26 protein-coding genes are annotated in these 26,758 nt (G+C 70.7%); 6 read left to right on the plus strand and 20 right to left on the minus strand.

All coding sequences use genetic code 11. The features are described 5' to 3' along the window. Positions 1-24: 24 nt before the first annotated feature. From CPZ01_RS11690 to CPZ01_RS11700, 3 genes are all read right to left on the minus strand, one after another. The gene (locus tag CPZ01_RS11690; protein ID WP_096395283.1) at positions 25-519 is read right to left on the minus strand and encodes a hypothetical protein; all 495 of its coding nucleotides are present in this window, start codon (positions 517-519) and stop codon (positions 25-27) included. Beyond that, positions 520-822: a ribbon-helix-helix protein, CopG family gene (locus CPZ01_RS11695; protein ID WP_017344228.1), complete on the minus strand. Its 303-nt coding sequence runs from the start codon at positions 820-822 to the stop codon at positions 520-522. It lies immediately after the preceding gene. A gap of 66 nt (positions 823-888) precedes the next feature. Continuing rightward, on the minus strand, positions 889-1,491 hold the full coding sequence (locus CPZ01_RS11700; protein WP_017344229.1) for an LURP-one-related/scramblase family protein: 603 nt from the start codon (positions 1,489-1,491) through the stop codon (positions 889-891). Positions 1,492-1,620: 129 nt separating this feature from the next. Between CPZ01_RS11700 and CPZ01_RS11705 the strand changes: the two genes are divergently transcribed. After that, positions 1,621-2,121: a hypothetical protein gene (locus tag CPZ01_RS11705; protein WP_096395285.1), complete on the plus strand. Its 501-nt coding sequence runs from the start codon at positions 1,621-1,623 to the stop codon at positions 2,119-2,121. 126 nt (positions 2,122-2,247) lie between these two features. On the opposite strand, the gene CPZ01_RS11710 is transcribed toward CPZ01_RS11705, so the two are convergent. The 5 genes from CPZ01_RS11710 to CPZ01_RS11730 are packed head-to-tail and all read right to left on the minus strand — an operon-like array spanning position 2,248 to position 9,648. Continuing rightward, positions 2,248-3,327 carry an Mrp/NBP35 family ATP-binding protein gene (locus CPZ01_RS11710; protein ID WP_017344231.1) on the minus strand — a complete coding sequence of 360 codons (1,080 nt, stop codon included), beginning with the start codon at positions 3,325-3,327 and terminating at the stop codon, positions 2,248-2,250. Between the two features lie 25 nt (positions 3,328-3,352). Further along, the gene (locus tag CPZ01_RS11715) at positions 3,353-4,069 is read right to left on the minus strand and encodes a TorD/DmsD family molecular chaperone (protein ID WP_017344232.1); all 717 of its coding nucleotides are present in this window, start codon (positions 4,067-4,069) and stop codon (positions 3,353-3,355) included. 5 nt (positions 4,070-4,074) lie between these two features. Next, complete coding sequence (locus tag CPZ01_RS11720; RefSeq protein WP_096395287.1) at positions 4,075-7,332, minus strand: molybdopterin-dependent oxidoreductase; 3,258 nt, start codon at positions 7,330-7,332, stop codon at positions 4,075-4,077. Next, a complete protein-coding gene (gene nrfD / locus CPZ01_RS11725; protein ID WP_017344234.1) occupies positions 7,329-8,600 on the minus strand; it encodes an NrfD/PsrC family molybdoenzyme membrane anchor subunit in 1,272 nt (423 codons plus the stop codon). The genes CPZ01_RS11720 and nrfD overlap by 4 nt, the downstream gene beginning before the upstream one ends. Before the next feature lie 4 nt (positions 8,601-8,604). After that, the gene (locus CPZ01_RS11730; protein WP_017344235.1) at positions 8,605-9,648 is read right to left on the minus strand and encodes a 4Fe-4S dicluster domain-containing protein; all 1,044 of its coding nucleotides are present in this window, start codon (positions 9,646-9,648) and stop codon (positions 8,605-8,607) included. Between the two features lie 346 nt (positions 9,649-9,994). On the opposite strand from CPZ01_RS11730, the gene CPZ01_RS11735 reads away from it, so the two are divergent. Beyond that, positions 9,995-11,836 (plus strand): bacterio-opsin activator domain-containing protein, encoded by a 1,842-nt coding sequence (locus CPZ01_RS11735; RefSeq protein ID WP_026046292.1) that lies wholly within the window; start codon positions 9,995-9,997, stop codon positions 11,834-11,836. 26 nt (positions 11,837-11,862) lie between these two features. On the opposite strand, the gene endA is transcribed toward CPZ01_RS11735, so the two are convergent. Continuing rightward, positions 11,863-13,026: a tRNA-intron lyase gene (gene endA / locus CPZ01_RS11740; protein ID WP_096395289.1), complete on the minus strand. Its 1,164-nt coding sequence runs from the start codon at positions 13,024-13,026 to the stop codon at positions 11,863-11,865. 521 nt (positions 13,027-13,547) lie between these two features. On the opposite strand from endA, the gene CPZ01_RS11745 reads away from it, so the two are divergent. Further along, positions 13,548-15,803, plus strand: coding sequence for an AAA family ATPase (locus CPZ01_RS11745; RefSeq protein WP_096395291.1), 2,256 nt, complete (start codon positions 13,548-13,550; stop codon positions 15,801-15,803). Positions 15,804-15,832: 29 nt separating this feature from the next. Here CPZ01_RS11745 and CPZ01_RS11750 read toward each other — a convergent pair whose 3' ends face one another. From CPZ01_RS11750 to lwrS, 4 genes are all read right to left on the minus strand, one after another. Then, positions 15,833-16,354, minus strand: a complete 522-nt coding sequence (locus tag CPZ01_RS11750; protein ID WP_096395293.1) for a CopG family ribbon-helix-helix protein — start codon at positions 16,352-16,354, stop codon at positions 15,833-15,835. Positions 16,355-16,379: 25 nt separating this feature from the next. After that, positions 16,380-16,685: a PadR family transcriptional regulator gene (locus CPZ01_RS11755; RefSeq protein WP_096395295.1), complete on the minus strand. Its 306-nt coding sequence runs from the start codon at positions 16,683-16,685 to the stop codon at positions 16,380-16,382. Between the two features lie 34 nt (positions 16,686-16,719). Continuing rightward, positions 16,720-17,391, minus strand: coding sequence for an HAD family hydrolase (locus CPZ01_RS11760; RefSeq protein WP_096395297.1), 672 nt, complete (start codon positions 17,389-17,391; stop codon positions 16,720-16,722). Positions 17,392-17,471: 80 nt separating this feature from the next. Then, the gene (lwrS, locus tag CPZ01_RS11765) at positions 17,472-17,858 is read right to left on the minus strand and encodes an LWR-salt protein (RefSeq protein WP_096395299.1); all 387 of its coding nucleotides are present in this window, start codon (positions 17,856-17,858) and stop codon (positions 17,472-17,474) included. 65 nt (positions 17,859-17,923) lie between these two features. Here lwrS and uppS point away from each other — a divergent pair, with 65 nt between their 5' ends. After that, on the plus strand, positions 17,924-18,919 hold the full coding sequence (gene uppS / locus CPZ01_RS11770; protein WP_096395301.1) for a polyprenyl diphosphate synthase: 996 nt from the start codon (positions 17,924-17,926) through the stop codon (positions 18,917-18,919). Here uppS and CPZ01_RS11775 read toward each other — a convergent pair. The 3 genes from CPZ01_RS11775 to CPZ01_RS11785 form a co-directional block, all read right to left on the minus strand. After that, positions 18,916-20,016, minus strand: a complete 1,101-nt coding sequence (locus tag CPZ01_RS11775) for a DUF2891 domain-containing protein (RefSeq protein ID WP_096395303.1) — start codon at positions 20,014-20,016, stop codon at positions 18,916-18,918. The genes uppS and CPZ01_RS11775 overlap by 4 nt on opposite strands. Positions 20,017-20,110: 94 nt before the next feature. Continuing rightward, positions 20,111-20,569, minus strand: coding sequence for an NOB1 family endonuclease (locus CPZ01_RS11780; RefSeq protein ID WP_096395305.1), 459 nt, complete (start codon positions 20,567-20,569; stop codon positions 20,111-20,113). Beyond that, the gene (locus tag CPZ01_RS11785; protein ID WP_017344246.1) at positions 20,569-20,814 is read right to left on the minus strand and encodes a PRC-barrel domain-containing protein; all 246 of its coding nucleotides are present in this window, start codon (positions 20,812-20,814) and stop codon (positions 20,569-20,571) included. The genes CPZ01_RS11780 and CPZ01_RS11785 overlap by 1 nt, the downstream gene beginning before the upstream one ends. A gap of 216 nt (positions 20,815-21,030) precedes the next feature. On the opposite strand from CPZ01_RS11785, the gene infB reads away from it, so the two are divergent. After that, positions 21,031-22,824: a translation initiation factor IF-2 gene (gene infB / locus CPZ01_RS11790; protein ID WP_096395307.1), complete on the plus strand. Its 1,794-nt coding sequence runs from the start codon at positions 21,031-21,033 to the stop codon at positions 22,822-22,824. A gap of 24 nt (positions 22,825-22,848) precedes the next feature. Continuing rightward, entirely contained in the window at positions 22,849-23,148 is a 300-nt protein-coding gene (locus CPZ01_RS11795; protein ID WP_096395309.1) for a hypothetical protein, read from the plus strand. Between the two features lie 52 nt (positions 23,149-23,200). Here the strand turns inward: CPZ01_RS11795 and CPZ01_RS15050 are convergent, their stop codons facing one another. The 4 genes from CPZ01_RS15050 to CPZ01_RS11810 form a co-directional block, all read right to left on the minus strand. After that, positions 23,201-23,344, minus strand: coding sequence for a CpXC domain-containing protein (locus CPZ01_RS15050; protein ID WP_017344249.1), 144 nt, complete (start codon positions 23,342-23,344; stop codon positions 23,201-23,203). A gap of 49 nt (positions 23,345-23,393) precedes the next feature. Then, positions 23,394-23,969 (minus strand): hypothetical protein, encoded by a 576-nt coding sequence (locus CPZ01_RS11800; RefSeq protein WP_096395311.1) that lies wholly within the window; start codon positions 23,967-23,969, stop codon positions 23,394-23,396. A gap of 487 nt (positions 23,970-24,456) precedes the next feature. Continuing rightward, positions 24,457-25,524 (minus strand): mRNA surveillance protein pelota, encoded by a 1,068-nt coding sequence (locus CPZ01_RS11805; RefSeq protein ID WP_096395313.1) that lies wholly within the window; start codon positions 25,522-25,524, stop codon positions 24,457-24,459. A gap of 25 nt (positions 25,525-25,549) precedes the next feature. After that, complete coding sequence (locus tag CPZ01_RS11810) at positions 25,550-26,692, minus strand: DUF4013 domain-containing protein (RefSeq protein WP_096395315.1); 1,143 nt, start codon at positions 26,690-26,692, stop codon at positions 25,550-25,552. Positions 26,693-26,758: the final 66 nt, after the last annotated feature.

Raw genomic sequence — 26,758 nt, forward strand, 5'->3', positions numbered from 1 at the left:
AATCCGACGCGCGGTCGGCGAGTCTCATTCGAACAGCTCGCGCGTGTACCGGTGGATCGGTGCCTCAAGCCAGTCCCGCTGCTCTGCGATCGTCTCGAACGCCGCCCGTGCCTCGTCTTCGCTGAGCGCGTCGCGTTTGACCAACGCGCGGAGCACGATCGGCGACAGCGCGACCCGAGCGTCGACCGCCGCCCGCAGCTCCGGGAGCGCCCTGTAGTCGTCGGTGATCAGGAATTCTGCGCCCGTCTCGCGGGCGATGGCGACGCAGCTCGCCTCGCCCTCGTCGATTCGGCTCGTGATGATCCCCTCGCTCTCGTCGACGACGGAGCGCACGTCGATCTCTTCGATCAGTTCCAGTGCCCGACCGGCGGCGTCACCGTGTCTGTCGTCGTACTCGGCGGTCTCTCGGAGCTCGTCGAGAACGGTCTCCGTGGTGACGACCTCAAACTCGGCGACCACGACGCGAAGGACGTCGCCGACCGCGAGCGAGACGAACGCGCTCGTGTCTGCGACCAGCATTCACAGGTCCGCGAGGTCGTCGGCGAGCGTCTCGCCGTCGTCGAGGAGTTCCTTCGAGGCGCGGACCGCCTCCGCATCCTGCCGTCCGACGATTTCGGCGAGCGTATCGAATCCGACGGTGCCGTCGAGGTACAGTTCGACGACCGCCTCGCGGAACTCCTCGTCGTCTTCTATCTCGGCTAAGTACCGCCGGAGGGCCTCGATGAGTATCTCCGTCCGGTCCTTGTGCGTCACCTCCGCGGCGACGTCCGCTTGCTCCACCAGCTCCTCGGGGAGCCGGAAGTTGACGCGCTTCGTGCTCATGTACACACGTTGTATGTACGCAGTAAAAATCGTGTCGCCGCTACCGACCGGCTGCCCCGACCGCCGCTACTGGTTCTCTAGAGCGTCGAGGATGCACGCCGCGGCGACGACCGCCTCCTTCGGCACGTCGCTCGCGTCGTCGACGGTGACCGTGTAGGCGTCGCGCATCGAGAACTGTCCCTCGATGTCGCCGACGTGGCCGCCGTCCGCGTCGAATATCTCGTACTTGTTCGGGATCAGGTTCGCGGCCCCGACGAGGTGGCGGAGCCCCGAGAGCAGCTTGTTCTTCGATTCGATCGTCGCCAGCGCCTCGCCCGTGTCGGGGTCGCGGATCGTCCAGTTCTCGACGAACAGCGAGTAGTCCTCGTCCAAGACGACGACCTCCTCGCCGGTGCCCGCGTCGACGATGGCGTAGTTGCCGCCGACGTCGATAATGCCGCCCGCCTTCACCGAGAAGGCGTCCTCGTCGTCGCCGGTGACGAACGGGAACTCCTCTTTCAGCTTGAACATCTTCTGTTTCCCGCGGAGGACCACGTTTCCGGCGCTGTCGCGGACGGTGTACTTGTTCCGGACCAGCGACTGTTTGACCTCGTAGCGGTCGTCGCTGAGGTCGACGGTCGAGATGTCGTACTCGTCCGACTCGGACGGGAACATGGAGGGATCGTCCATGGGTTGCGAAGGGCGTCACCGCCGGAAAAAGCTCCCGCTCTCTGACGGCGCTCGCGCCCGGACGCGGTGGCTCAAGCGATCGTCGTAGCCTCCGGCACCCCTTTTGAACGGCGAGCGGTCGTCCCGGGTATGTCTCGGTTCGCACTCGTCGCGGTCGCTTGCCTCGTCGTCCTCGCCAGCTGCCTGTCCGCCGGCTCGCCCGCCTGTCCCGCGATCGGACCGGACGGCGAGCGGGTCGACGACCCGGTGTGTCCGGACGAACGGGCGGGCGGGCTCTCGCTGTCCCTCGAACGAGACGCCGAGACCGTCCGCGTCACCGCCACGAACGTCGGGGACGGAACGGTGCCGGTCAACCCGGACCAATGGGTCGTCTTCCGGAACGCCGCGGAGCGGGGAGCGGACGCCCCCGAGTGGGAGACGGCCGCGAACGCCCCGGCGGGCACCCACAACCTGACCGTGCGGGAGCTGCCCCCGGGCGAGACGGAGACGTGGGAGGTCCGCTACGACCCGACCGCGCCGGACGCGTCGGACCGCCGCGACGCGGTGCTCGACCGACCGGGCGAGTACGTCTTCTCGCTCGGGGCGGACGGTCGGACCTACGTCGTCTCCTTCCGGATAGCGGAGGCGTGAACGACGGCGTCAGCCGGCCGATGGCGGGCCGATTCATCTCCGCTCGGCGGCGTCTCAGGGCCGGCTTCGCGCTATACCGCCCACGCGAACGCTTCGTCGTCGTCGGCGCCGGCGGCGCCTCCCGCTTCAGGTCGGCCCCTCGCTCTCCCGCTGTCGGTGGTGACGCCGGAGGACGCCGACCTTGTTCGCGACCGTCGCCGCCAACTCCCGGAACGCCGCCGCGGTGTCGCCGTCGTCACCGAACACGATCGGCTCGCCGTCGTCGGCCCCCGCGCGGACGGCCGGGTCCAGCGGCAGCGATCCGAGGTACGGGACGTCGACCGCGTCGGCCAGCGTCCGGCCGCCGTCCTCGCCGAAGATCTCGTGCGTGTCCCCGCAGCTGGGGCAGACGAACCCGCTCATGTTCTCGACGACGCCCAACACGTTGGTCCGGTACTCCCCGAACATCTGGACGCCCCGGCGGGTGTCTCCCACCGCGACGGACTGGGGGGTCGTGACGACGACCGTCCCAGTGACGGGGAGATTTTGAAGCACCGTCAGTTGGACGTCGCCGGTCCCCGGCGGCAGATCGACGACGAGGTAGTCGAGCGACCCCCACGACACGTCGTCGAAGAGGTCGGTGAGCGTGTTCTGTGCGACCGGGCCGCGCCAGACGACCGGGTCGTCCTCGTCGATCAGCAGGCCGACGCTCATCAGTTCGAGCCCGTGCGCGGTCGGCGGCTCGATCCGCTCCTCGCCGTCGACGGTCGCCACGTCCGGCTCGGCGTCGGCGCCGAGCATCTGCGGGACGTTCGGGCCGTACACGTCGGCGTCGAACAGCCCGACGTTCGCCCCGCGGTCCGCGAGGCCGGCGGCGAGGTTGACGGCGACGGTGCTCTTCCCGACGCCGCCCTTCCCGGAGGCGACGGCGATCACGTTCTTGACGCCCGGCAGGACCGACGACTCGGCGGCGTCGAACAGCGGCACGTTCGCCGAGAGCTCGACGTCGATCCCCGCGTCGGCGGCGACCTCGCGGACGCGGTCCGCGATGGCGGCCTCGTCCGGCGCGTGGGGCGCACCGAGCGCGAGCTCGACGGCGGCGGTCCCGTCGTCGACGGTCACGTCGGTGACGAGGCCGGCGCTGACGATGTCCGTCCCGAGCGCCGGGTCGTCGACGGCGCGGAGGCGATCACGGAAGTCTGCGTCTGAGATGGTGGTAGTTGTCATCGGTGGTGTGGTTACGGTGGCGTGGTTACGCGGTCATGTTCTCGGACGGCTGCGCGTCGGCGTCGACGACTTCTCGCGCGTCCCACGCGGTGAACGTCCGCGCGAGCCGGGCGATCGCGGCGAAGACGCCCTCCGCGGTGTCGCGGCTCGCGACGGCCTCCTCGAACCGGTCGATCCAGCCCAGCCGCGAGAGCGTCCGGGCCTGGAGTTCGCGGACCGCGTCGAGGTCCGACTCGGTTCCGTCGCCGTCGCGGAGCGCCGCCTCCCGCTCGCAGAGGGCGCGCATGAACTCGAAGCAGGCGGCGACGTGATCGGGGATGTCGTCGCCCCGCTCGGGCGAGAACCCGCCGACGGCGTACAGTTCAGCCATGTCGGCGGCCGGGTCTCCGAGCAGCTCGCCGGCCTCCCCGGCGGTGTGGTACCGCGAGTCAGACTCGAACTCCTCGCTCGGGTCGACCGCGTGGGCGGACGCGAACGGCGGGACGTAGTGGCTCCCGGGCACGACGAACAGGTTGTCGTACCCGATCTTCAGCGCGTCCGCGTCGTACTCGTCGCCGCGCAGGGGCGCCGTCTCGATGTCGATCGGGAACGCCTCGGCGACGGCGGCGAAGGCTCCCTCGTCGATCGCGGCCGCGGTCGTCTCGGCCTCGCCGTCGAAGGTCGCCGCCAGCAGCCCGTACAGCCGCGCGCGGGCCGTTGCGGTCGCCGTCTCGTCGAAGTCCTCGTGAGCGGTTTCGGACATGCTGATCACCGCCGCTCCACGTCGACGAAGGCGTCGTACTGCGCGTTGCTCCCGCCGACCAGGTCCGAGAGACCGGTGTCGCCGAGTCGCGCGTCTAACGGCTGGACGTGGTTGATCGCGAAGCCGGCGTCGCGGCCCTTCGCGTACCCGGCCTCCTCGCTCATCGGCTCGTCGAACTGGTAGTCGCTGTGGCCGTCGGCCTCGACCGCCGGCCGCGTCTCGCCGTCAACTGTCTGGGCCGTCGCCCCGTCGCCGGTCCGACCCCAGCCCCACATCGCCCCGACGACGCCCGGCCGGATGCCGCTCGTGACCATCGCGACCCCGTCGACGGTCTCGCGACCGGCGTCGATAGCGATCTCGTCGCCGTTCTCGATGCCCCGCTCCTCGGCGTCTCGGGGGTTGATCCACAGCGGGTTCTCGGGGCGCGTCTCGCGGAGCCACGGGCTGTTCTGGGTGCGGTGCATGCCCTGCGTCCGCGGCTTCCAGTTGATCAGCCGGAGCGGGCGCTCCCGGTCATCGTCGCCGCTCACCGCGGCCTGGACGGTGCCGTCGTAGTGTTCGACGTCGTCGACCCGCGGCAGCGGGTCGAAGCGTTCGCCGGTGAAGGAGTGTTTCCCGTTCGGGACGACCTCGCTGTAGAAGTCGACGCGCGACTCGAGCTTGTACCGCATGTGGTCGCCGTCGTAGGCGTTCGAGTCGTCCGCGCGCTCGGCGTAGTCGTAGTCGTGACCGTGCTCGGCGAACGCCTCGTCGTACCCCTCGGTCGGCTCCTCGAAGCGGCCGCCCCGGTTCAACACGGTGACGACCTTCGGCCACTCCTCGTCGGTGACCGCGGCCTTCCAGCGGTCGAGGTCGAACGCCTCGCCGAGGCCGTTCTCGTGGCTCTCGCGGAACACCCGTCGCTCGTCCTCGCTCGCGTCTTCGACCGGGTCGCGGCTGTACGCGATGTTGGCGGCGAGCTTCAGGTAGAAGTCCTCGGCCCGTTCGAGGGGCCACAGCTCTCCGTCCGCGTCGGGGACAGCGTTCTCGCCGACGCCCGGCAGGTCCATCTCCGACCACAGCTCGACGAGGACGTCCTCGAACGGACGCGCGTTCGGGACGACCGACACCGCCGGCTGGCTGATCTTCTCGTCGGCCAGCCGCTTGTTCGGGTACGTCCCGAAGTTCTCCCACCGTTCGAGGTAGGTCGGCTCCGGCAGGATGTAGTCGGCGTACTGGCTCGTCTCGCCGATGACCGTGTCCGAGGCGACGATCAGCGGGATCGTGTCGGTGTCCTTCAGTATCGCCGGGATCTCGTCGCCGCCGGCGACCGCCATCACGTGGTTGTTCGAGTACGGCCGGATGAACAGCGCCTCGACGCCGTACGGGTACTCGTCGGCGGCGCTGCCGTAGAGCTCCTGGGTCGCCTGCGGCGGCGCGACGGGGAACCACGGCCGCTTCGCCGGGTAGCCGTCGTCGCGGTCGAAAAGCGAGGTGTCCTCGTAGTTGACGCCGCCGCGGAGCAGGGGGATCCCCCACGGCGAGTGGCCGTCCGGGACCGAACCGAGCTCGTACCGGCCCGACATGGTGTCGTAGCCGGCGTACGGCGTGATCTGGCCGCCCTTCCAGTCGTAGTTCCCGATGAGGTGCTGGAGGGTGGCGATCGCCCGCGTGTTGTAGAAGCCGTTGGTGTGCTTCGCCGGCCCGCGGTAGGCCATGATCGCCGCCCGCTTGCCGTGGCTGGTGAACTCGTCGGCGATCTCGGCGATCTGCTCGGCCGGTACGCCGGCCATCTCGGCGTACTCCTCGACGGTGTGTTCGAAGACGCGCTCGCGGTACTGGCTCCAGACGCTCCGGACCGCCGTCCCGTCGATTGTCACGTCGACGTCGAGGACCGCCGTGTCGACCTCGCTCGCGGGGCGCGGCTCGCCCGTCGCCGCGTCGACGGCGACGAAGTCGTCGGCGGCCTCGTCGTCCTCGTCGACGAGTCCTAGGTCGGCGGCGTGCGCCTTCGGCCCCGCCGGCTCGTCGACGAGGACGAGGTGTGTCGCGTCGCTCCACGTCGGCTCGTCGTCGTCGCTCGCGGCCGACCGCGAGGGGTTCTGGAGGTACGTCAGGTCGTGGCGGTCGTTCTCGATGATCCACCGCGCCATCCCGAGCGCGAGCGCCCCGTCCGCGCCGGGTTCGACGGGCACCCACGTGTCGGCCTTCTCGGCCGTCTTCGACAGGCGCGGGTCGACGACGTCCATCCGCATCCCGTCCTCGATGGCGTTCGTCAGCTTCGGCGCGAGCCACGTCGGGCCCTTGTTGGCGACCATCGGGTTGGTCCCCCACGCGATGAGGTACTCGCAGTTCTCGACGTCCGGGTACTGCCGCTTCTTCTGGGCGGCGTGCGACCGAACGTTGCCCATCACGCTCGAGACGCCGCAGGTCCCCGCGTGGTGGATGCTGTTGATCGACCCGAGCCCCTGATGCCAGAGCCGGTTGCGGATGAAGTTCCGCCGGAACCCGCCGACGTCGACGATCTGGTTGGACTTCGGGCCGAGGTCGGGGTGGTCGGTGTCGATGAGGTCGTCCGCGTACTTCTCGTCGAACGCTGACTTGGACAGCTCGCCGCTCTGAACGGCCTCCCAGTCGCTCATCACCGCCTCCTGCGGGGCGTATCCCCAGATGTCTTCGAGCCCGGGGTGGCCGAGCTCGTCGTCGCCCTCGACGATGTCCCGGATCGCCTCGTCCCACGAGACGGTCTTCCACTCGCCCGAGCCCCGCGGGCCGACCCGCTTCATCGGCTGGCGGACGCGGTAGCTGTCGAAGGCCGTCTGAATGCCCGCCTGTCCCTTTAGGCAGATCCGACCGCCGGAGAGCGACCAGCGGTCGGTGTCAACGTCGCCGCTCCCCTTGACGTCGCCCATCGCCACGTCTTCCGGGTCGCTGCCGTAGGGGACCTGCGAGAACGGCTGCGTGGTGAGGAACGAGTACGGGTTCCCGGCGAGCTTCCGGACGAGCGAGCTGTACTCGCCGGTGCCGCTCCCGTCCGCGAGCCTGACCTTGATCGGACAGAACGTGTTACACTGGCCGCAGGTTGTGTGTATCACGTCGCTCGCGCCGTACTCGCCGTACTCGTCGCCGACGTAGTGGTGTTCGTCGTCCGTCCACAGGTCGTCGACGTCCACGTCGACCGCGGCGTTGCTCGCCGCCGCGATAACTCCGATACTCCCGGCCGCCTTGACGAAGTCGCGACGCGAAACCCCCGCGCCGCCCTCGCTCGAATCGTCGGAACTCATTCGTGGTCACCTCCGGAAAGCGGGGTCAACGGAAGCGTCTCCGCGCCCAGCGTGTACAACAGCAGCCCGACGCCGATCATGCCGACGCTCGTTCCCCACTCGACGAGGGTCGGGAAGTACGACCCGTGAGGGAGCCCCTCCATCACGGGCATGACCTGCGCCGGAACGACGATGTTGAACCGCACCGCGACGATTCCGACGACGACGCTCAGCCCGGCCAGAACCATCACCGAGGGCGAGCGCCGCCATGACCGCTTGCTCAGCAACACCATGGGGAACACCCAGCTGAAGCCGACCATGAACCACCAGAACGACCACGACATCGGGCCGTACATGATCACCTGCCAGGTCTCGATCTCGTGGGGGTGGAGGCTGGCGATCGCGATGAACGTCTCGATGGCGGTCAGCGCGGCGTCGATGACGATGAAGCCGATCACGAGCTGTGCGAGTCGATCCAGCAGGTCCGGGTCGACCGACTCGCCGTCGAACAGCCGGGTCCGAAGCACGTAGATCAGCATCACCAAGGCGGTCCCGCTGAGCAGCGCCGAGACGACGAATATCACCGGGAACAGTCCGCTGTTCCAGTACGGACGGGCCTTCGAGACGGCGAACAGCACGCCGGTGCCGCCGTGGACCATGAAGATCGCCAGCGGGATCCCGACGACGCCGGCCCGCTTGAGCCAGCGTCGGTCGAACGCCTGCGACGCCTCGCTCGTGTCGAGCCGGCCGAGCGCGAGCGCGGCGTAGAACCGCCTTTTGAGCCCCGACGTGCGCTCGGCGACCCGCGCGAGGTCGATCCGCATCGAGAAGTACAGCTCCGTGATCAAGATCCCGATGTAGGCCACGTAGGCGTGGACCTCCCACGAGAGCGCCGAGGTCAGCTGGCGCCAGAGGAACGGGAAGTACATCCGGTCCATCCGCCCGAGGTCGATCCAGACGAACAGCAGCGCCACCGCCATGCTGATGACGGCCGCGAACAGCGCGTCGCGGTCGATCCGGTGCATCCCCTCGACCTCGAAGACGTTGGCCATCGTGCTCACGAGGAAGGCGCCGGCCGAGAGGCCGACGAAGTAGATGTAGAACGCGACCCACGCGCCCCACGGGACGATGCTCGTGAGGTTCGTGCTCGCCATCCCCTCCGTGAGCCGGAAGTACGTCGCGTACGCGCCGACGGCGACGAGGACGCCGATGACCGCGTACCAGGCGACGCGCAGCCGGTCGTCCTCGAACCCCGGGTCGAACTCGACGTGTGGACTCTGTGTCGCCATGGGTCTATTTGAGGTAGTAGACGTTGGGGTCGGTCCCTTCGTCTTCTTTCAGTTGGAACGCGCGCGACGAGTCGGCCATCTTCGCGACCTCGCTGTCGGGGTTCTCGAGGTCGCCCATGTTCCGGGCGTCGCCGACGCACGTCTCGACGCAGGCCGGCTCCTCGCCGCGTTCGAGGCGGTGCGTACAGAAGCTACACTTGCGGATGTTGCCGATCGGCGACTCGCCCTCCTCGCGCGGGCCGCGGTCAACGCCGTACTCCGGGCTCGTGACCTCGCCCGCCCCCTCGACCTCGTCGTCGTAGTTCTCGCCGAAGTCGAAGTACCGCGCGCCGTACGGGCAGGCGATGTTGCAGTACCGACAGCCGATACAGCGGTCGTAGTCGATGTTGACCACGCCGTCGTCCATCTTGTACGTCGCCGAGACGGGACACACCTGAACGCACGGCGGGTTGTCGCACTGCATGCACGGGCGCGGCACGTTCGTCCGCGTGACGTTCGGGAACTCGCCGTGTTCCTCCTCCATCACGACGTTGTACGAGACCCCGGGCGGGGTTCGGTTCTCGGACTTGCACGCGACCGTACACGAGTCGCAGCCGACGCACTTCTGGAGGTCGATCACCATCCCCCACTTCTCGTCGCCCGCGCCGATCCCCCCGTCCGACTCGTCTCCCGCCTCGTCCTCGACCTGCGCCGTCTCCGTCGAGAACGTGTCCATTGACCCGACGGCACAGCTGAGCGACTCGGCCGTCTCGGTCGAGACCGTCTGGTCGCCCGAGTCGACCGCCGGGTTCGGCGTCTCGCGGTACGCCTCGCCGAACTCCGCGGCGGCGGCCTCGTCGTACTTCTCCCAGTAATCGTCGCCGGTGATCTCGCCGCGAGCGACGCGCTGCGCGTCCTCGGCCATCGCGACGCCGAGGTCGGTGTCCGCCTCGACGTCCGCGAGCTCCTCCCGCGGGTCGGGCCGCTCCGCTTCCACCATCGCGTCGAGGTCGGCTTTCCCGACGTTCGGGATGCCGGGGAGGGTGTCCCCGTCGTCAGCGGTGCTCATCGCCACCACCCGTCGCCGGTCGTCTCGCCGACGGGCGCTCGGTTCCGCGCCGGCCGGTTAGTCCTGGAGGTCATACGCGTGAACGTACGCAGACCCCGGTGGAAAGGGTGATACCAATACAGTTTGCCCCGGCCGCTCTCCGAGGGAACACCCCATATTCCGGGTACCAATACTGTTTGGATCGGGGGGATCGGTCGGCCGGATCGACCGTTTCGCGCCCCGCGACGGCGACCGCCGATATTATCACCGAGAACGGACACCCCCCGGACATGAACGCACCGTACCGAAGCGGACGAACGACCGGCGGGGCAGAGACGACGGTCCGCCGAGGGAGGGAACGGAGCGGATGAACTGGATCATCGCGCTCTCGATCGGGCTTCGGCTGCTCGGCGTCGGCTACTCGGTCCTGCTGCTCGCGAGCACCCGCGATCGGCGGTTCGGCTTCCTGACGCTGCTTTTGACCTTCATGACGCTCCGGCAGCTGCTCACCGTCCGGACGGCGACCACGGGGGTCGAGGAGCTCCCCGGGCTCGTCGTGAGCGGGCTCACCCTCCTGACGGTGTACTACCTCTCCGAGTACGTCGACGAGGAGGACGCCGTCAAAGCGCGGCTAGAGCGGGCGAACGAGCGGCTTCGGGGCTTCCGGAAGGCCATCGAACACGCCGGGCACGCGATCTTCCTCACGGACCCGGAGGGCACCATCGAGTACGCGAACCCGGCCGTCGAAACGGTCACGGGGTACGGACCGGACGAGGTGGTCGGCGAGAATCCCCGACTCTGGCAGTCGGGGAAACACGACGACGAGTTTTACGAGGGGCTCTGGGAGCAGATCGAGTCGGGGTCGGTGTGGGAGGGCGAGCTGACGAACCGCCGGAAGTCGGGGGAGCTCTGCTGGATCGACGCGACGATCGCGCCGATCACCGAGGACGGCGAGGTGGACCGCTACGTCGCGATCGAACGCGACGTCACCGAACGGAAGGAACGCGAGCTGCGCATCGAGGACCAGAACGAGCGGTTGGCCCTCCTGAACAACACGAACGAGGTGCTGCGAGACGTCAACCGGGAGCTCGTCGCCGCGTCGACGAGAGCCGAGATCGAGGCCGCCGTCTGCGAGCAGTTCGCCTCCGCCGAGCTCTTCGACGTGGCCTGGACCGGCGGACGCGGGCTCGTCGACGGCACCGTCAGTCCGCGCTCGTGTTCGGGGGCCGACGTCGACGCGCTCGACGGCCACATCGAGACGCTGTGCGCCACCGACCCGACGCCGATCGAGGCGGCGCTCGACGCCTCCCGTCCGGTGTTCACCGAGGTCGACGACGACGACCTCGCCGGATGTCCCGGTGAGTCGCACTGCGTCGTGGTGCCGCTCGCGTACCGCGGCGCGGAATACGGCGTACTCGTCGTGATGACCCGCAACGCCGACGCGTTCGACCTGATCGAGCGCGACATCTTCGCAGAACTGGGCCGCACCGTCGCCGACGCGATCAGCGCCGTCGAGAGCAAGCGGACGCTCGCCGCGGACAGCGTCACCGAGCTGGAGTTCCAGCTGACCGGGATCGACGAGCCGCTGGCGACCATGGCGGCGGAGCTGGACTGTACGGTCGACGTCGAGCACGTCGGCGGCGGCGAAGACGACCGCGTCCAGTACGTCACGGTCGCGGACGCCGAACCGGATGCCGTCTCCGAGTACGCCGCCGGCGCCGACGGCGTCGACGCGGCACAGCACGTCTACACCCACGAGGGACGCTCGCTGTTCCGGTTCTCGCTCGGCGAGCGGTCGATCGTCGCGACGCTGGCGCAGTACGGCGCGGGCGTCGAGTCGCTCTCGGTCGCCGGGACGAGCGGGACGCTGGTCGCGCACGTCGCCAGCTCGAACGACATCCGCTCCGTCGTCGACGCACTTCAGACGGCGTACGACGGGCTGACGCTCGTCGCGCAGCGCGAGCGCGAGCGGGACGTCCAGACCGAGGCCGGGTTCCGGAAGCAGTTAGCGGGGGCGCTGACGGACCGACAGCGCGAGGCGGCGCGCACCGCGCACTACGCCGGGTTCTTCGAGTGGCCCCGCGAGCACACGGGCGAGGAGGTTGCGTCGATGATGGACATCTCACAGACGACGTTCACACAGCACCTCCGGGCGGCCGAGAACAAGCTGTTCGCCGCGCTGTTCGACGACGCCGTCACGGTGTCGTAGCTGTCCGCGGGACCGGCTCCGGTCGGCTACGGCGTCAGCCGGTCGACCGAGAGCCACTCCACGTCGGCGTCGAGGGTCGCGCCGGCGGCGCCGTCGCTGGAGCGCTCGCCGCCGACCGCGGTCAGCGCGAACGCCATCTCCTTGCGGACGCCGCCCGCGAGCCGCACGTCGAGCGAGAGCTCGCGCGGCGAGAACTCGTGGTCCGGCCCCACCACGCGCACGAGGTGCTCGGAGTGCGGGAGGTCGTCGACCGTCTCCACGTCGAGGTACGTCCGGAAGTCGGCGCCGAACTTGAAGCCGGTTTTCGGCACCGCGTCGGCCGCGCGGAGGCGCTTATAAACCGCGAGCCGGCGGTCGAACCGCTCGCCCTCCACGTCGCGGCCGCGGGCGACGACTCTGGCGGCGGCGTCACCGGCGTTCGCGTCCGCGTCCTCAGTTCTCTCGCCTTCCACCGACGCCGACAGCGACAGCCGGCCGTCTGCCGCGAGCGACGCGGCCTCGACGAGCGAGAGCTGGAGCGCGCCCTCCACGTCGGCCGCGCGGCCGGTGAGCGGCCGCCCGTAGAAGCCGCGCTCGTAGAGGTCCTCGGGGGCGTCCCAGACGACGACGCGGTCGGCGAGGAGCACGCCGGTCAGGTCGCTCGGCGGCTCGTAGCCGGTCGCGCCGTCGATCCCGCCCGCTTCGGCCGCGAAGTAGGTGATGTCGGACTCCTCGTCGACGACCGCGAGCGTGCGCCCGGCGAGCCCCGCGGTCGCGACGGATTCGCGCTCGCCGACGACCTGGATCGGGTACTTCACGTTGCCCGTGTCGGGCGTCTCGCCGCGCTCGTAGGCGACGAAGTCGACCGCGTCGCTCGGCGCGTCGCTCCCCCCGGGCCACGGATCGCGGGCGGGCGAGAGGTAGAAGCCGCGGTCGCGGAGGTCCGAGTAGACGAGGAAGCGCACCGCGAAGCGGTCGGCCGCGGCCGCGCTCGCGACGAAGAAGTGCTCGAAGTCGACGGGATCTGACTCATCGTCGAGTTCGATCCCGGAGAGGTCGCCGCGGAACAGCAGGTGCGCGGCCTCGACCCGCGAGAGCGCGATCTCGTTGCCGTCGAGCGGCCGCCCGTACCCCCGGGCGTCGTAGAAGCGCTGGCGGGCGTCCCCGCCCACGCGGACCGCGTCGCCCCGCAGGTGTCCCGTCGGTTGCATACGCGTCAGGCCGTCCGGCCGAGGGAAGGGGGTTGCGGTCGATACGCGCTCAACGACTGTTTATAAGATATCGGCGACGCTACAGTGAACACCTCCAAAGCCCCAGTCGCGAGGGCCGCGCACACTCGCTGCGCTCCTCGGTCGCTCACTCCGTTCGCTCCCTGCGGTGTCGCCGGCGGCTTCGCCGCCGGCTTTCCGTGGCGCGTAGCGCCACGCTACTTACGTCGTCTGCGCGGCCCTCGCGACTGCCCCTTTGAGTCCCACCCGACCGCACCGCAACCGCGCCTCACGCCTCCCCAGCCTCGTCAGTCGCCTTCGCTTCGCTCCGGCGACTGACTCCCTCGCGCGTGCTGGCTCGCGGCCGCCGAAGGCGGCCGCTCGCAGGCGCACGCCACCGCGACCGCTATTTATAAGCAATCGCTGCTTCCCCGCACACCGTTTTCGCTCCACGCCCACGGTCGGGAACCCGCTCACCACGGCGCCGGACAAGCGTAAAGAGCCGGCGGCGAGAACGACGTGGTATGAACGACACCGCAGGGCTCCGGCTCACGGTGCGTGCCGCCGAGAAGCGGGACGCGGGCCGGGGCATCGCCAGGCTCCCCGAGTCGGCCCGCAAGCGGCTCGCCCTCCTCAGCGGCGACACGGTCGAGGTGCGCGGCGAGCGCACCGCCGTCGCGAAGGTGTGGCCGGGCGGCCCCGACGCCCCCGACGGCTCCGTCCTCATCGACGCCGACACCCGCGCGAACGCCGGCGTGAAGGTCGGCGACACCGTCACCATCGCCCCCGTCGACGTCTCCGACGCCGACCGCGTGACGCTGACCGCGCCCGGCCGCCTCGCCGAGGTGGACGTGAGCCGCGAGGTGGTCGAGCGCGCGCTCTCCCGCGAGCTCCGCGACCGCCCCGTCACCGAGGGCGAGGCCGTCCACGTCGAGCGGCTCGGCGGCCTCCGCTTTTTGGTCTCCCGGACGTCGCCCGCGGGGACCGTCCGGGTCACCGCCTCTACCGACGTATCGGTCGAGTACGAGGGCGACGCGGGGGCCGCGAGCGACTCCGTTGACGCGCCGACGGACGCGGGAAGCGACCGAGCCGACGCCGACCGGCCTGCGACCGGCGCCGACTCGGGGACCGACCCGCCCGGCGACGACGCGCGCCCGAAGGCCGGCGGCACTCCGCCCGCCGAGCACACCGCGGGCGCGACCTACGAGGACATCGGCGGGTTAGACGAGGAGCTGGAGCTGGTCCGGGAGACGATCGAGCTCCCGCTCTCCGAGCCGGAGGTGTTCACGCGGCTCGGGATCGACCCGCCGAAGGGGGTCCTCCTCCACGGGCCGCCGGGGACCGGGAAGACGCTCATCGCCCGCGCCGTCGCCAACGAGGTCGACGCGACGTTCATCACGGTCGACGGCCCGGAGATCATGTCGAAGTACAAGGGGGAGTCGGAGGAGCGGCTGCGCGAGGTGTTCGAGCGCGCGAGCGAGGACGCCCCGGCGATCGTCTTCTTCGACGAGATCGACTCGATCGCGGGAAAAAGGGACGACGGCGGCGACGTGGAGAACCGCGTCGTCGGCCAGCTGCTCTCGCTGATGGACGGGCTCGACGCCCGCGGCGACGTGATCGTCATCGGCGCGACCAACCGCGTCGACACCATCGACCCCGCGCTCCGGCGCGGCGGCCGGTTCGACCGCGAGATCGAGATCGGCGTCCCCGGCGAGGCGGGTCGCCGCCAGATCCTCGACGTCCACACGCGCCGGATGCCGCTCGCGGACGACGTGGACCTCGACCGGATCGCGGGCCGGACGCACGGGTTCGTCGGCGCCGACATCGAGGGGCTCGCGCAGGAGGCGGCGATGACCGCGCTGCGCCGGGCCCGCGAGTCGGACTCGCGTGCGCTGAACGAGGTGACGGTCGGCAAGGCGGACTTCGAGGCCGCCCACGCGAGCGTCGAGCCGAGCGCGATGCGCGAGTACGTCGCCGAGCAGCCGACCACCGACTTCGCCGACGTGGGCGGCTTAGACGACGCGAAGGAGGAGCTCGAACGCGCCGTGACGTGGCCGCTGTCGTACGGGCCCCTCTTCGACGCCGCGGGCGCCGACCCGCCGACCGGCGTCCTGCTGTACGGTCCGCCGGGGACCGGGAAGACGCTGCTCGCGCGCGCCATCGCCGGCGAGAGCGGCGTCAACTACATTCAGGTCGCGGGGCCGGAGCTGCTCGACCGGTACGTCGGCGAGTCGGAGAAGGCGGTCCGCGAGCTGTTCGACCGCGCCCGGCAGGCGGCGCCCGCGATCGTCTTCTTCGACGAGATCGACGCGGTCGCGACCGACCGCGACGCGGCCGGCGGCGACGGCTCCGGCGTGAGCGAGCGCGTCGTCTCCCAGCTGCTGACCGAGCTCGACCGCGCCAGCGACAACCCGAACCTCGTCGTCCTCGCGGCGACCAACCGGCGGGACGCGCTCGACCCGGCGCTGCTCCGCCCCGGGCGCCTGGAGACCCACGTCGAGGTGCCCGAACCGGACCGCGAGGCGCGCCGCAAGATCCTCGATGTCCACACCCGCGGGAAGCCGCTGACCGACGACGTCGACCTGGAACGGGTCGCCGACGAGACGGAGGGGTACTCCGGCGCGGAGATCGCCTCGCTGACCCGGGCGGCCGCGATGCGCGCCATCGAGCGCGTCGCCGACGAGCACGGCGAGGCCGCCAACGACCACGCCGACGAGGTCGGGGTCACCGACGAGGACTTCGACGCCGCGCTCGAGTCCGTCCGCCCCGAGACCGCCTGAGCGGGGCAGAACGACGGTTCGGTCCGGCCTCAGTCGTCCTCGGCGGTCGCGCCCGCTTCCGTCTCGTCCTCCTCAGACGCGTCTTCGCCGGCCTCGCCGCTCCCGTACCCGGCGTGCGCGTGGGCGTCGCCGAGCGCGCCGGCGCCGAACTCGTCGACCGGCGTGACGCTGTAATCGACCGTGAGCGTGTCCTTCGTCGCGCGGACCTTCCCCACGAACGCCGAGATCTCTTCGAGGCCGCCCTCCAACACGAACAGCTCCATACAGTACTGCGAGCCGACGTGGCTGTGGAAGTTCGAGGCGACGATCCCCTCGTGTTCGTGTCGCAGCCGCATCATCCGCTCCTCGACGCTCGTCGTCTCGTAGTTGAAGAGGACGGTCACCACGGCCATCAGCGCCCGGTCCTCCAGCTTCGCGTCCTCGAACTCGCCGAGGAGGTTCCGGGAGGCCTCGCGGACGACCTCGCTGCGGCCGGTGTACCCGTGTTCGTCCGCGAAGCTGTCGATCCGTTCGAGTAACTCCTCCGGCATGGAGACGCTGACGACGGTCATATATTAACTCACGCCGGCGGAGTTGTTAATCCTTGAGGTCCGGGCGGTCGCCGCCCCCCTCGACCCGCTCGCCGAGCCACGCGTGGTGATCGAGCAGCGCCGTCTCGCCCGCGTCGGTGAGCGCGTACACGTCGGCGATGCCCTCGGTCCGCCGGTCGAGGTGGCCGGCCTCGACGAGCGCGGAGAGGGTCCCGTAGAAGGAACCCGGGTCGATCCGCTCGTCGTAGTGCGATTCGAGCCGGCTCTTCAGCGACTGCGCGCGCAGCTCGCCGTGCTCGTACAGGAGCGCGCAGAGGTCGCGGCGCCGGCCGCTGTGGAACCACTTGGTCATGGGTTGCGCCTCGCCCCGCGGGCGGATAAATCGCTCACGACGCGTCGGCCGGCCCGCCGGCGCCGACCAGTTCGTCGAGCCGGCTCACGCGTCGGTCGCCGAGGACGCATCGCCCGCGCTCGTCGTGGCCGACGCGTTCGACGTGGACCGCGTCGAGGCCGGCGTTCCAGGCGGCCGCCACGTCGCTCTCGCCGTCGCCGACGTAGTAGCCGCGGGCCCGGTTCGGATCGACGCCGAGCTCGCCCATCGCGGCCTCGATCGGGTCGGGCTCCGGCTTCCACCCCGTCTCGTCGGTGCAGCAGACGACCGCGTCGAAGCGGCCGTCGAGGTCGACGTGATCGAGGACCGGCTCCGCGAGGAACTCCTGGCAGTGGGTGACGAGGCCGGTCGGCCCGCCGACCTCGCTCACGCGGTCGAGCAGGCGCGCGGCGTCGTCGTGGAGGTACGTCGCCTCCGCGCGGGCCGCGGGGTCCTCCACGGCGTGGAACGCCGGCCAGAACGCGTCGGGGTCGACGCCCATCTCACGGAGCTTCTCGGCGCGAGAGCCGCCGAGCCCGTGCCAGAGGACGCGCGCCTCGCGGTCCGAGAACTCGCGGTCCAACCTGTCGCCGACGCGGTCGAACACCGCACGGGTGTACTCCCACTCGGCGTCGACCAGCGTCCCGTCGAGGTCGAACAGGTGGAAATCGTAGTCGGCGACGGTCATGGACCGCCCCGTACGCCGGCGGCGGGCAAGTGCGTTGCGGGTTCGGAGCGTGCCGATCGTCCGGCTCCGAGGCCGCCCACTCAGTCCCGGACGTGGACCGACGAGCCGAGGTACTTGCGGAGGGCCTCGTCGACCGAGTCGGCGTTGAACCGGTCGAGATCCGCGGCGATCGCGTCTTTCAGCGCGTCGAGGTAGGCCTCGTCGGTGCGGAGTTCTCGGAAGTCGGCGGCGGCGACCTCGACGTTCGCGGCGTCCTCGATGCCCAGCCGCTCTTCGGCCAGTCGCCGGAACGCCGGTTCGTCGCCGATCTCGCCGCGCCACAGGCGGTCGCGGAAGAAGAGCCAGCCGCCGGCTCCGGGCTCGCTCGCCGCGAGTTCCATCGTCGTCTCGAAGCGAGCGGGGTCGACGCTCGCGGCCTCCGGCGGGTCGAGCCGGACGGCGACGCGGAAGACGTAGGCGGCCTCCATCTGCGGGCCGGAGGACCGGCCGGAGGATAAAAGTACATACCGCTCGGCCGTCTGAGTCAGGGAAGATGCTGAACCGACTCCGCGGCCTCGTCGGGCGCGCGTACCGGCGACACCTCCGCCGCGAGATCGACGACGTGCCCGACCACGTCGCCGTCATCCAGGACGGGAACCGGCGGTACGCCCGCGAGCAGGGCGACGACGCGCCCGAGGGCCACCGCGCCGGCGCGGACACCACCGAGCGCGTCCTCGACTGGTGCGCCGACCTCGGGGTCTCCGAGCTCACCCTCTACGCCTTCTCCACCGAGAACTTCGAACGCCCGGACGAGGAGCTGGAACCGCTCTTCGATCTGCTGGAACGCAAGCTGCGCGAGTTCGCCGACGCCGACCGCGTCCACGAGCAGGGCGTCCGCGTCCGGGCGATCGGCGACGTGCCTCGCCTCCCGCCGCGCGTCCGCGACGCGGTCGAGTACGCGGAGCGGCGCACCGCCGGCAACGACCGCTTCACGCTGAACGTCGCCCTGGCGTACGGCGGCCGGACCGAGCTGCTCGACGCCGCGCGCGCCATCGCCCGCGACGTCGACGCCGGCGAGATGGACCCCGACGACGTCGACGTCGAGACCGTCGAGTCCCGGCTGTACGACCGCCCGATCCGGGACGTGGACCTGATCGTCCGCACCGGCGGCGACGAGCGGACCTCGAACTTCCTTCCGTGGCACGCGAACGGCAACGAGGCCGCCGTCTACTTCTGTGCGCCCTACTGGCCGGAGTTCTCCGAGGCCGACTTCCTGCGCGCGATCCGCACCTACGAGTCGCGCGAGGAGTCGTGGCAGCGCGCCCGGGCGGAGCGGGCCGCCGCCTTAGTGCGCGCGCTCGCCGAGGTGGAGTTCGCGGAGGCCCGCGCCGCGGCCGCCCGGCTCCGCGAGCGCGTCCCGCGGCTCGACGGGAGCGACCTCTCCGACGACGCGCTCGGCATCGCGGAGGGCGACGGGGCCGCCCCGGCCGAGCGCGACGCGCCCGACCTGGTGGACGGCGACGCGCGGGACTCGCCGGGAGCCGATTAGACCGCACCCGGCGCGATCCCGCCCTCGTTCCGCGTCAACAGGTACAGGGCGAACGACGAGAGCCAGTGCGAGCCCGCGTAGTCGTCGGTGAGCACATCCGCGGCCCCCGCCTCGGCGTGGCGGCGCGCCGCCGCCTCCAGCGGCTCGCGAAGCCGGGTCGCCGCCGGGCCGTTTCGCCCCGCCAGCGCGTCGGCCAGCCCGGCGAGACACCACGCGCGGGAGACGTTGAGGCCGATCAGATGCATCGCGGCGCCGTCGCCCGCCTCCGGTTCGACGTCGACCGGCGACCGCAGCGCGTCGTGCGGCGGCGCGGCGAGGTCCGGGAGGAAGCCGTCGAGCCACGCCGCGAACGGGTCGGGGTCGAGGACGCGGCGCATGAGGTCCGCCTCCGTCAGCGCGGGCGAGAGGAAGTCCCAGCCGACCGGCTCCGCGCCGACGACCGCGGCGTCGTCGTCGACGTAGAGGCGGCGCGCGGTCGACGCCGCCGCCGATTCGAGGTCGGCGTCGCCGACGACCCGCGCGTAGTCGAGGACGCCGGCGAGCGCGAACGCGGTGTTGCCGTGGGCGCCGACGCGGTGCGGGCGGTCGACCTCGAGGAACGACTCGCGGGTCCCGCGGCGGACCCGGTCTTCGAGCGGGCGGAGGGTCTCGCGCCACGCGTCGGCGCGCGGGTCGTCCCACAGGGCGAGCTCGGCGGCGAGCCGCAGCAGCCACGACCAGCCGTACGGCTCCTCGAAGCCGGGGTTCTCATCCAGATACGCGACCTCGCTAGCGACGTTCTCGGGGGTCAGCCGCTCGTCGATGCCGGTTGCGATCGCGGCCTCGTCCGGGTGGTCCGGGACGAGCCGCAGCGCGCGGACGAGCGCCCAGTGGCTGTGGACGGCCGAGTGCCAGTCGAAACACCCGTAGAAGACGGGGTGCTCCTCCGCGGGGCGCGGCGGTGCCTCCGGCCGCTCGACGGTCCCCCGGTAGTGCGGGTACTCGGTCTCGACCCCGTCGAGCGGGTGGGCGGCCAGCGCCGCCGCGACGGCGTCGTCGAGCGCGTCCGCCCGTCCGGCCCGGAGCGCGTCCGGCGACAGCTCCTCGAAGGCGTTCATGCCGGAGGATCCGCGGGGCGCCTGTTCAATCGGTCGGTGGGGCGTGAACCGCTCTCACTCGGGACGCGTTCCGCGGGAAGCGTCGAGAAAGGGTTCAGGCGGGATTCTTCCGCGTCAGGTCGCTGCCGCAGATCGGACACCGCTCCTTGTCCTCGTCGAAGGTGCGGTTACAGCCGACGCACTGGAAGCGCCACTCCCGCTCCTCGGAGATGCCGTCGCGGGCGATGGCCTCGACCGGGAGGTCGAGCCGCTCGGCGACGTTCTGCATCGCGTAGTCGTCGGTGACGAGCGTCGCGTGGAGCTCCAGCGCGGTCGCGATCAGCCGGACGTCGGTGTCGGACAGCTCCGCGGCGTCGCCCGACCCCTTCGCGGCGCGGCGGACGCGGTCGACCGCCTCCGGCGCCGGCACGTGGACGGTCATCCCGGAGCCCTCCATCGCGTCGAACCGGAGCGCGACCTCGCCGGTGAGCTCGTCGTGGACCGCCGGGATGGAGACCACGTCGTCGTTCGTCGTGTACTCGTGGATGAACGCGGACGAGTCGAGGACTTGCATCAGCGGGCGACGACGATGTAGTCTTTCACCGCCTGGACGTTCGCGACCGGGACGCGGAGCCGGCCCATCTCGTCGACGTCGAAGTCGACGCGCTCGGGCCTGAGCTGCTCGTGCGGGCTGACGAGGAGGTGGTTCAGCTCCCCGGACTCGAGATTCATCGTGATGTTGTACAGGTCCCCGAGCTCCGTGCCGTCGGAGCTCATCACCGCCTTCCCGGAGAGGTTCTCCGCGAGGATGTCGACCATACCCCCACGGTCCCGGGCGACGGTATTAAACGCCACGGGGCGTCGGACGGGTGACGGACGCGGTTGCGCGTTCGTCACCGGACGGACGACGGACGCGGACATCGCGCTCGCCGCCGCGGATCGCGCGCTCGCCGTTCGGGTTCGTCGCGGCATTTTGAAAGGCTTAACTGACGCCCGGGCGGAACAGTCGGTATAACCTTCTCGGGGCGATCACATATGACCGACCACACACACGCGGACACCCTGCGAACCCCCATCGTCGCCGTGCTGGGCCACGTCGACCACGGCAAGACGAGCCTGCTCGACACGATCCGCGGCTCCGCCGTCAGCGAGGGCGAGGCCGGCGCGATCACCCAACACATCGGGGCGACGGACATCCCGCTCGACACCATCTCCGGGATGGCGGGCGAGCTGATCGACCCGTCGGACTTCGACCTCCCCGGCCTGCTGTTCATCGACACGCCGGGGCACCACTCCTTCTCGACGCTGCGCGCCCGCGGCGGCGCGCTCGCCGACATCGCGGTGCTCGTCGTCGACGTCAACGACGGCTTCCAGCCGCAGACGGAGGAGGCGATCGACATCCTCCGCCGGACGGGGACCCCCTTCGTCGTCGCCGCCAACAAGGTGGACACGACGCCCGGCTGGAACCCGCAGGACGGCGAGCCGATCCAGCGGAGCATGGAGGCGCAGTCCGAGCGCGCGAAGTCGATGCTCGACGAGAACCTCTACGAGATCATCGGCCAGCTCTCCGACGCCGGCTTCTCCGCCGACCTCTACTGGCGCGTCCAGGACTTCCAGAAGAACATCGGCGTCGTCCCGCTGTCGGCGCTCACCGGCGAGGGCGTCCCGGACCTGCTCACCGTCCTGATGGGCCTCTCCCAGCGGTTCATGAAAGAGGAGATGGCGATCGACGTCACCGGCCCGGGCGAGGGGACGGTCCTCGAAGTGAAAGACGAGCGGGGCTTCGGCGCCACCGTCGACACCGTCGTCTACGACGGCGTGATCCGCAACGGCGACACGGTCGTCGTCGGCGGGCAGGACGAGCCGATCGTCACCGAGATCCGCGCGCTGCTCCGCCCGCGGCCGCTCGCGGAGATCCGCACGGAGAAGGAGTTCGAGAAGGTCGGCGAGGTCGCCGCCGCGGCCGGCGTGAAGATCGCCGCGCCCGACCTCGATCAGGCGATGGCGGGCGCGCCGGTGCGCGTCGTCCGCGACCGCACCGTCGACCAGGTCGTCGAGGAGGTGAAGGCGGAGCTCGCGGAGATCGAGGTCGAGACCGCCGACAACGGCGTCGTCGTCAAGGCGGACACCCTCGGCTCGCTGGAGGCGATGGCGAACGCACTCCGCGAGGCGGAGGTCCCGATCCTCCGCGCCGAGGTCGGCGACATCGCGCCGCGCGACATCGCGGTCGCCGAGACCGCGAACCAGGACGAACACAAGGCGATTTTGGGCTTCAACGTCGACCTCCTGCAGAACGCGGAGTCGGACCTGGAGAACGCCGACGTGAAGCTGTTCAAGAACGAGGTCATCTACCAGCTGGTCGAGGACTACGAGCGCTACGTCGAGGAGAAGCAGCGCGCGCAACAGGAGACGGTGCTGGACAAGGTCGTGCGCCCCGCCCGCTTCCGCATCCTCCCCGACCACACGTTCCGGCAGAACGACCCTGCGGTCGTCGGCGTCGAGATCATCTCCGGCACGCTCCAGAACAACCGCAACGTCGGCTACTTCGAGGGCAACGAGTTCGAGCGCGTCGGCGGCCTCTCCGGGATTCAAAAGCAGGGCGAGGACGTCGACGAGGCGCGCTCCGGCGAGCGCGTCAGCATCGCCATCGACGGGCCGACCGTCGGCCGGGACATCGAGGAGGGCGACACGCTCTGGACCGAGGTGCCCGAGAAGCACGCGAAGATCCTCGAACAGGAGTTAAAAGAGGAGATCACCGCCGACGAGCGCGAGGCGCTTCAGGGCTACTTGGAGACGCGCCGGAAGCGGGACCCGTTCTGGGGGAAGTAACCCTCGGCCCCGCACTCGACGGGCATGGACCGTACCGCCGCGTTCGAGTCCGACGTCGAGCACTTGGAGAACGCCGCGATCCGCCTCGCGGAGAGCGAGGCAGACGGCGAGCCCGACCCGCAGCTACAGAGCGAGTTCGCCGCGGTCCTCGACCACGTCCTGAACGCCCACGCGGTCGACTACGAGTCGCTCACGACCCACGCCGAGGCGGTCGCGCGGATCTGGCGGACTCGCGACCACGAGAGCACCGCGAGCAAGCACGTCGACACCGTCCACCAGGCGTTCATGGCCGAGGTGTGCGACGACTACGACCCGGTCTACTGAGCCGGTCCGCATTCCGCCGTCGCCCGCTCACGTCACTGGCGCCGCCGCAGGCTCACGTCCCCGGCGGCGTCCTGACGTGGTGGCCGCAGTTCGGACACTGCCCCTCGTTTAAGAACTCCGTCGGGCCCGTGCCGGTCGCCGCGTTGTAGCTGAAGCTGTGTCCGCAGTTCGGGCAGGTCTCGGAGCGTCGGACCATGCGGTTCGATAGAGTTCCCCGTCACTTCAACTTCCGGCGCCGCCCGTGGTCACCCGTACAACAGAATGATCACGGCCACGAACGCCAGCTCCCCGCCGACGAGCAGCGCGGCGAGCAGCCACGCGCGGTAGGTCCACAGCCAGTCGCGGGCCGCCGCGAGCCGGTTTTCGCTTTCCACCTCGGACTCGCCGCGGTACGCGGCGTCGACCTTCCAGCCCGTTTCCGGGTCGTACGTCGCGGGCACGCGGGTCCCGACCAGCTCGTCGACGTCGAGCGGCGAGACGCCCGCGGCCTCCAAGAATTCGAGGAATTCCTCGGACTCCTGAAGGGATCCGTCCCGAGGAGCGTCGAACCGCTCGGTGTGGGTGGCGTCGCCGTGCGGCGGTCGCATCTCGACGGCGACGCGGTCGCCGACGGAGCGCACCCGGGTGACGATCAGCGCGTTCTCCTCGTCGTTGAGATACGCCTCGCGGAGGCGGCGCTTCACTTCCTCGTCGACGCCCGCGTCGTCGAGGTCGTCGGGGAGGGGGTCGGCGTCCGAGATCGGATCGTCGTCGGCGTCATTGGCGCGTTCGCGGTCGGCGGTCGTCGAGACGCGCTCGTCACCGCCGGATCGGTCCGCCATCGATCCGGAGTTGGCGACGCGCTCTGATAAGGTCACGGCCGCGATACGTGACCGGTTTCGTTGCGGACGGCCCGCGGGCCGAGCCCGCCGAAGCCCCAGACTCCTGACGATACGCGATCACCGACTTGAACACGATCGCCGGAACTCCAGCCGCTCGGCTGTATGACAACGCTCCTTATAAACCAGCGATCGACACGAACACGACCGCCGAAGCCCCAGCCGCGTGGGCGGCGCACGCTCGCTGCGCGCTTCAGTCGCTCACTCCGTTCGCTCCTTCCAGTGCTTACGTCGCCTGCGCCGCCCACGCGGCTGCCCCTTCGAGTCCCGCCCCACACCGCTCCGCACAGCACCTCACGCCTCCCCAGCCTCGTCGGTGGCGGTCTTCGCTTCGCTCGACCGCCACCGACTCCCTCGCGCGGTGCTGACTCGCGGCCGCCGATGGCGGCCGCTCGCAGGCACGCGCCACCGCACGTCGACTGTCAGCCGCTCACTGGAGTCGGTAGCGTAAGATTGCGGCGATGCCGCCGAGGTTGGCGAGCTGCTCGCCGGGAGCGAACTCCGAGGAGAAGACGACCACGTCGCCGCCCTGCCGCTCGACCGACTCGATCACCTCGTTGACGTCGATGTCCCAGTCGCCGTCGCCCTGCCGCTCCGTGCGGAGGCGCTCGTCGACGACGAGCAGCGTCTCGACCGCGCCGAACTCGGCGGCCTCGGCGGTGTCGTCCGGGCCGTACGTCGCCTTCTCCTCTTTGGCGATGTTCTCGGTCAGCTCGTCGATGAGGCTCGCCTCCTTCGAGATGCGCGTCTCCTTCTGGACCTCGTCGACCGCGCCGCGCTTGAGGACCTCGTGGACGCCGCGGTCGCCCGCGGCGGAGGTGTCGACCGTGGTGACCCGGTCGGCGAGGTCACGGTACTCCTCGTCGATGTAGTCGCGCGCGTCCTGTTTGGTGAACCCCGGCCCGGCGAGGATCACGGCGTCGGCGTCGAGGTGCGCGAGCGCCTCGCCCAGCTCCGCGAACAGCTCCTCGCGCGGCCGCGAGAACTCGCCTTTCCCGGTCGGCTTCGTGAACGAGGCGTACTCCTCGGTGCCGTACTGCTGGACCGTGTGGACGTAGGCCGCGCCCTCCTCGACGGTCGCGATGGCCACGTCGGGATTCTCCGCGGCCTCCGTCGCCTCCTGGAGCCGCTCGGTCTGGTCCGGCTTGAAGTGCTTCTCGACGGTGATCTCGTCGTGTTCCTCGACGTTGAGCGTGTGGTGGGCGTTGAGCTGGTCCTCCCGCGAGCAGCCGACGATGATCCCGGAGACCCGGAGCCGGTTGGCGAACCGCGCGAACTCGACGTCCTCCACCTCCAGCGTGACGAAGATGTGCTCGCGCTGTCCGCCGGTGTCTCGCATCTGGTCGTCGTTCCGCTGGATCCGTCGGGTGGTGTCGCCCTCGACCAGGTCCCCCGGTTCGAGGACGTGCGCGAGGTGCCAGAGGTCGTCGACGTTCTCGGGGACCAGCGTGAGCCGTTCCCGGCCCTCCTCGCCGTACCCCCGCTCGGAGATGCGCATGCCCGGGCGTTCGCTCGCGGCCGTATCAACGCTTGCCTTCCGCGTCGGCGAGCGACGGCCCCCACTCGAAGCCGCCGGCCGGATCGCTGCCGTCCTCGATGGTGGCGGCGGCAGCGTCGCTCCGGTCTCGCCGGTCAGCGACCGGAACGTCGCGGCCGACCTGAACCGCGGCCGGCGGCTCGCTCCGCATCGGCCGCCCGCCGTCGCCCGACACGACGGGTGCCGGCGGGTCGTTTCTCGCGCGACCGATCTCCCGGGTCGCGTCGACGGCACGAGCGGCGCCCGCGCCGCGATTCGCGTCCTCGCGGCGAGTCGCATCCGCGCGGCGAGCCGCTCGGCTCCCGGAGCGCGCGGCGTCGCGGTCCGTCCGGACCGACGGCCGCGCCGCGGCGTCCCGCGTCGAACCCTCTCGCAGCGCGTCCGCCGCTCCGCGTCCGTAGAGGCCGTGCGAGACGACCCGGACGAGGAAGGCGAGCGCGACGCCGACGACCAGCGGCGCCGTCGGCGCCGCGACGGCGTACCCGACCGCGAGCGCTCCGACGGCGAGCGTCCAGCCGGTGGCGTACGGGCCCGTCGCGGCGACGCGGGCCACGGTCCGCGGGTTCAGTCCATCCCTCAGCCGCCCGGACGCGGCGAACGCGGCGAGCGCGGCGGGACGGACGTACGCGAACGCGAGGAGGTACGCGCCGACGAGCGCGGCGACGACCCCGGCGGCGACGACCGCGACGGCGGCCGGGCCGTTCGGACCGAGAGCAGATTCGACGGCGGTCGCGGTCGACTCCGGATCGACGGGACCGGCGACGAGCGCGGCGACGGCGCCGCCGGCGACCGCGAGGCCGCCCGCGAGCGGGGCGAGCAGCGCCGCCGACAGCAGCGCCGACTTAAGGCCGTCCCTGACCAGTTCGCCCCAGGCGACGAGCGACGGCGTGCCGGCCGAGTCCCTCGTCTGGATCGCCGCCCGCGTCACCCGGACGTAGTAGCCGCGCGCGACGAGCGACGGGGCGAGCGCGACCGGGGCCGCGACGGCGACCGCGGGGCTGACGAAGAGGACACCGCCGAGCCACAGCGCCGTGAGGGTCCACCCCAACAGGGTCACGGACCCGCCGACGAGGACGACGCCCGCGGTGTCGTCGGTTCGCGTCAGCGCCGTCGCGGCCGCGGTGAGCATGTGACTCGACACAGGAACGGGAGCCGCATAAATGATACCCGGGCCCGAGCGTTTATATCACTCCGC

The sequence above is a fragment of the Halorubrum trapanicum genome, assembly GCF_002355655.1.
Classification (GTDB): domain Archaea; phylum Halobacteriota; class Halobacteria; order Halobacteriales; family Haloferacaceae; genus Halorubrum; species Halorubrum trapanicum_A.

What these genes read in the sequence shown, in the direction of transcription:
- CPZ01_RS11690 (WP_096395283.1), bottom strand. Translation starts at nt 519, where the DNA reads ATGCTGGTCGCAGACACGAGCGCGTTCGTCTCGCTCGCGGTCGGCGAC.
- CPZ01_RS11695 (WP_017344228.1), bottom strand. Translation starts at nt 822, where the DNA reads ATGAGCACGAAGCGCGTCAACTTCCGGCTCCCCGAGGAGCTGGTGGAG.
- CPZ01_RS11700 (WP_017344229.1), bottom strand. Translation starts at nt 1,491, where the DNA reads ATGGACGATCCCTCCATGTTCCCGTCCGAGTCGGACGAGTACGACATC.
- CPZ01_RS11705 (WP_096395285.1), top strand. Translation starts at nt 1,621, where the DNA reads ATGTCTCGGTTCGCACTCGTCGCGGTCGCTTGCCTCGTCGTCCTCGCC.
- CPZ01_RS11710 (WP_017344231.1), bottom strand. Translation starts at nt 3,327, where the DNA reads ATGACAACTACCACCATCTCAGACGCAGACTTCCGTGATCGCCTCCGC.
- CPZ01_RS11715 (WP_017344232.1), bottom strand. Translation starts at nt 4,069, where the DNA reads ATGTCCGAAACCGCTCACGAGGACTTCGACGAGACGGCGACCGCAACG.
- CPZ01_RS11720 (WP_096395287.1), bottom strand. Translation starts at nt 7,332, where the DNA reads ATGAGTTCCGACGATTCGAGCGAGGGCGGCGCGGGGGTTTCGCGTCGC.
- nrfD (WP_017344234.1), bottom strand. Translation starts at nt 8,600, where the DNA reads ATGGCGACACAGAGTCCACACGTCGAGTTCGACCCGGGGTTCGAGGAC.
- CPZ01_RS11730 (WP_017344235.1), bottom strand. Translation starts at nt 9,648, where the DNA reads ATGAGCACCGCTGACGACGGGGACACCCTCCCCGGCATCCCGAACGTC.
- CPZ01_RS11735 (WP_026046292.1), top strand. Translation starts at nt 9,995, where the DNA reads ATGAACTGGATCATCGCGCTCTCGATCGGGCTTCGGCTGCTCGGCGTC.
- endA (WP_096395289.1), bottom strand. Translation starts at nt 13,026, where the DNA reads ATGCAACCGACGGGACACCTGCGGGGCGACGCGGTCCGCGTGGGCGGG.
- CPZ01_RS11745 (WP_096395291.1), top strand. Translation starts at nt 13,548, where the DNA reads ATGAACGACACCGCAGGGCTCCGGCTCACGGTGCGTGCCGCCGAGAAG.
- CPZ01_RS11750 (WP_096395293.1), bottom strand. Translation starts at nt 16,354, where the DNA reads ATGACCGTCGTCAGCGTCTCCATGCCGGAGGAGTTACTCGAACGGATC.
- CPZ01_RS11755 (WP_096395295.1), bottom strand. Translation starts at nt 16,685, where the DNA reads ATGACCAAGTGGTTCCACAGCGGCCGGCGCCGCGACCTCTGCGCGCTC.
- CPZ01_RS11760 (WP_096395297.1), bottom strand. Translation starts at nt 17,391, where the DNA reads ATGACCGTCGCCGACTACGATTTCCACCTGTTCGACCTCGACGGGACG.
- lwrS (WP_096395299.1), bottom strand. Translation starts at nt 17,858, where the DNA reads ATGGAGGCCGCCTACGTCTTCCGCGTCGCCGTCCGGCTCGACCCGCCG.
- uppS (WP_096395301.1), top strand. Translation starts at nt 17,924, where the DNA reads ATGCTGAACCGACTCCGCGGCCTCGTCGGGCGCGCGTACCGGCGACAC.
- CPZ01_RS11775 (WP_096395303.1), bottom strand. Translation starts at nt 20,016, where the DNA reads ATGAACGCCTTCGAGGAGCTGTCGCCGGACGCGCTCCGGGCCGGACGG.
- CPZ01_RS11780 (WP_096395305.1), bottom strand. Translation starts at nt 20,569, where the DNA reads ATGCAAGTCCTCGACTCGTCCGCGTTCATCCACGAGTACACGACGAAC.
- CPZ01_RS11785 (WP_017344246.1), bottom strand. Translation starts at nt 20,814, where the DNA reads ATGGTCGACATCCTCGCGGAGAACCTCTCCGGGAAGGCGGTGATGAGC.
- infB (WP_096395307.1), top strand. Translation starts at nt 21,031, where the DNA reads ATGACCGACCACACACACGCGGACACCCTGCGAACCCCCATCGTCGCC.
- CPZ01_RS11795 (WP_096395309.1), top strand. Translation starts at nt 22,849, where the DNA reads ATGGACCGTACCGCCGCGTTCGAGTCCGACGTCGAGCACTTGGAGAAC.
- CPZ01_RS15050 (WP_017344249.1), bottom strand. Translation starts at nt 23,344, where the DNA reads ATGGTCCGACGCTCCGAGACCTGCCCGAACTGCGGACACAGCTTCAGC.
- CPZ01_RS11800 (WP_096395311.1), bottom strand. Translation starts at nt 23,969, where the DNA reads ATGGCGGACCGATCCGGCGGTGACGAGCGCGTCTCGACGACCGCCGAC.
- CPZ01_RS11805 (WP_096395313.1), bottom strand. Translation starts at nt 25,524, where the DNA reads ATGCGCATCTCCGAGCGGGGGTACGGCGAGGAGGGCCGGGAACGGCTC.
- CPZ01_RS11810 (WP_096395315.1), bottom strand. Translation starts at nt 26,692, where the DNA reads ATGCTCACCGCGGCCGCGACGGCGCTGACGCGAACCGACGACACCGCG.